Annotated in this window: 6 protein-coding genes and 1 pseudogene; 1 reads left to right on the forward strand and 6 read right to left on the reverse strand. The window is 40.4% G+C overall.

Features of this window, described 5'->3' with window-relative positions; all coding sequences use genetic code 11:
* Positions 1-309, reverse strand: a pseudogene (locus LC574_RS36750) (hypothetical protein); the annotation flags it as partial.
* Between the two features lie 44 nt (positions 310-353).
* Here LC574_RS36750 and LC574_RS36755 point away from each other — a divergent pair.
* Entirely contained in the window at positions 354-491 is a 138-nt protein-coding gene (locus LC574_RS36755) for a hypothetical protein (RefSeq protein WP_229458551.1), read from the forward strand.
* Positions 492-528: 37 nt separating this feature from the next.
* Here LC574_RS36755 and LC574_RS36760 read toward each other — a convergent pair whose 3' ends face one another.
* The 5 genes from LC574_RS36760 to LC574_RS36780 form a co-directional block, all read right to left on the reverse strand.
* Positions 529-762: a hypothetical protein gene (locus LC574_RS36760; protein WP_229458553.1), complete on the reverse strand. Its 234-nt coding sequence runs from the start codon at positions 760-762 to the stop codon at positions 529-531.
* A 13-nt stretch (positions 763-775) separates the two neighbouring features.
* Positions 776-931, reverse strand: coding sequence for a BrnT family toxin (locus LC574_RS36765; RefSeq protein ID WP_306422219.1), 156 nt, complete (start codon positions 929-931; stop codon positions 776-778).
* Complete coding sequence (locus LC574_RS36770) at positions 894-1277, reverse strand: PIN domain-containing protein (protein WP_229458556.1); 384 nt, start codon at positions 1275-1277, stop codon at positions 894-896. The genes LC574_RS36765 and LC574_RS36770 overlap by 38 nt, the downstream gene beginning before the upstream one ends.
* 23 nt (positions 1278-1300) lie before the next feature.
* Positions 1301-1561, reverse strand: a complete 261-nt coding sequence (locus tag LC574_RS36775) for a DUF2281 domain-containing protein (RefSeq protein WP_229458558.1) — start codon at positions 1559-1561, stop codon at positions 1301-1303.
* Positions 1558-2222: GUN4 domain-containing protein (locus LC574_RS36780; RefSeq protein WP_229458560.1), on the reverse strand; the 665-nt coding region annotated here is incomplete at its 5' end. The genes LC574_RS36780 and LC574_RS36775, both read right to left, overlap by 4 nt.

Consider the following 2222-nt stretch of genomic DNA (forward strand, 5'->3'; position numbering starts at 1 on the left):
CGAGACAACCCCTTCTTTTTCCTGGGTCATCGATCGGGTTGGCTGAAAGAAAATGCCTTTTTCGACAAGAAAGGTTGTCACTAAATAACCGATAATACTGGCAAAAATTTCATGTTCACGTCCCGGCATGAGAATCTCGATTGTATCGTCATAATAAAACAGCCGCACACCAGGAGAACCGTCAAAACCTTTCTGGATGAACTTGAACTGTTCCCACGTCCCATAATGGACAATGCGTTGGTCAGTAGTTCGGTCGAGTAGTGGGGGCATCGCGTTCACCTCTAGCAATCCCTGCCTGAATTGTGACATACTCTTTGCCAGCATGACTATTATACGCTTTGAAAATAATTGATTTGTTCAATTGCGTAGGCGAGCTTTTCGTAGACATCGCATTTTATGAGAATGTGGCAATGGCGATCGCGGTTTCTCAAATCGCCATCAGAATCACCTCTGCCAAAATTCTTGATTTTATTCTTCTACTGCTCTTTTAGTGATCGCCCCTTCATAAATTTGCTCAAACGCTCCAGATTATATCGTTGTGTTGGGCTGCTGGCGCTGTGCGACCTGGATTAACAACCTTAATGCCTCATTCACTGCTTCATCGTTGGGAAAAGCTTGGGCAACATCGGGATCTAAAAGTACTAGGTTTGTTTTTGTACGATATCGCTCAACATATTTACCTCTAACCCCGCTTGCCATTTGAGCGAAGTCGTACTCAGGACGTAATTCATCTTCCATTTCGTTTTCAACTTCCTTGTTCATAAAACCTCTTCTCTTAGCGGGTAGCATTTCGGGCGCTGATAATTCGTATCTTTTCCCCTCTATCAGTATGTGCAACGACTAAAAGTTGTTCAAACCTAGATAAGCCAATAATAACGTAGCTACTTTCTCTATCAGACTGAAATGATTTCAAAGGTGTCTTGATGACCAATTCGATAAAACAAGAAATCAGAATCGAGGGTGAGAATTTGACGATACCCTGTCTTTTCAGCCGTCAAAACCAATGTAGCATCTGCTAAATCCATTGGGCGATCGCGGTATTGTTCCATCAGCGCCAACAAACGGCTGTAATCACTCTCCTGAATCTTGTAAACGGTCAGCAGTTTATCTAAAAGAAGCTGCCCCAACTGTTTTTGCATTTGCCAGCCGCCACGATGCAGGGCAAGATACATGGCTTCTGTCAGGCATGACCAGGTTGTGACTAGAGGCTTTGCCAAACGCATTACTGCGATTTTATAAGCATTGTGCTGAGGCTGAGTGCGATCAACTAAACACAATAAGACTCCTGCATCGCACAGGATTATAACTCTAGCCCTTGTTGCCGATATTTATTGAGTAGGAGTTGCTGATAGTTGCTGACTGGTTCAGATGGAGATACGTCTAGGGAATCCACAGCCTCAAACCATTGTGACCATTTTTCCACAAGTGTTTCATCAGGCTGATTGTCAGCAATTTTAACTTGATGTTTGTGGATCACAAAATCAATGAAGTCGGTCACTTCTTGCAGGAGTGGCTCAGAAAGTTGTTGCAATTTTGCGATGGTAGTTTCACGAATAGTCATGATATACGCCCAACAATGACTTCTAGTATTTCAAAATCAATATCACATCGCTCAGATTTCTCTGAGTTTAGCATTAAACATATTGGAAGATGCCCAGATGGTGCTGTCCGCGAGTAGTGAATATCAGAGTAATATACCCAATCTCCTTCTTTCCGCCAGCCAACTTCATCACCAAATTTTTCTTGTATTTCCTCACTATTATAAGTTGTATCATAACCGCCTCCAAGACGTTTCCAAATGCGTTTTTGAACGCTAAATCCAAACCGTCCGTTGCTATACTTTAACCAAAGTTTATTTATATTATTTAAGTCTTTTTTAGGAAGATTTTTTATATATTCTGAGTCAGAATAATTTGTAAGATAATTTCTATATGGTGAAATTTCTGGGAATTTTTTATGATAGATTATATAGATTATCTTGGCTGTTTCTAAATCAGCTTCTTCCCACTTCCTAGCTTGAAGTAATTCATCTAGTTTATGATAATACCCCGATACTACTTCAGTGAAATCTTTAGAAGAAGTATGACTATAGGCTGTAGCACTAGTAACAACTTCTCTTGCTACTTCAGTTTCATCATTAGTCTTCTTAGTGTTAGTACTAAAAGATTTTTTCCACATAAAAAGCTTTTTTCTAACTTTGGGCTTTTTACGGGCTTCTTCTG

It is taken from the genome of Nostoc sp. CHAB 5715 (genome assembly GCF_020829685.1).
Lineage (GTDB): Bacteria > Cyanobacteriota > Cyanobacteriia > Cyanobacteriales > Nostocaceae > Nostoc.

Bases quoted from the DNA above. Each gene is read 5' to 3' on its own strand.
- LC574_RS36775 (WP_229458558.1), bottom strand. From the start codon at position 1,561: ATGACTATTCGTGAAACTACCATCGCAAAATTGCAACAACTTTCTGAG.
- LC574_RS36760 (WP_229458553.1), bottom strand. From the start codon at position 762: ATGAACAAGGAAGTTGAAAACGAAATGGAAGATGAATTACGTCCTGAG.